Here is a 242-nt window from a genome sequence, read left to right on the forward strand (position 1 = left end):
CTTTTATTTCCTGCAAACCCACAATATCTGGTTGATGTTTGTCCAGAAGTGCTTTTAGTTGATGCAGCCTTGCGCGTATGCCATTAATATTAAAGGAAATTATTTTCATATCGTGATGCCCTTATTGTCTTGATTCTGGCAAGTGGGGCGATGATAACACTTTCACGGCTGGTGTGGCACAATGTTGCCATGTTGTATGTATGAAATATCAGGCTGTGGAGATTTAGTTGGCAGCATTACAG

General features: G+C 40.9%; 1 protein-coding gene. It reads right to left on the reverse strand.

Features of this window, described 5'->3' with window-relative positions:
* A partial coding sequence (locus tag R0J87_RS23970) for an endonuclease/exonuclease/phosphatase family protein (RefSeq protein ID WP_498889538.1) occupies window positions 1-109 on the reverse strand: 109 nt, incomplete at its 3' end.
* Window positions 110-242 lie beyond the last annotated feature (133 nt).

The organism is Halomonas sp. SIMBA_159, assembly GCF_046536035.1.
GTDB classification, from domain to species: Bacteria; Pseudomonadota; Gammaproteobacteria; order Pseudomonadales; family Halomonadaceae; genus Vreelandella; species Vreelandella venusta_A.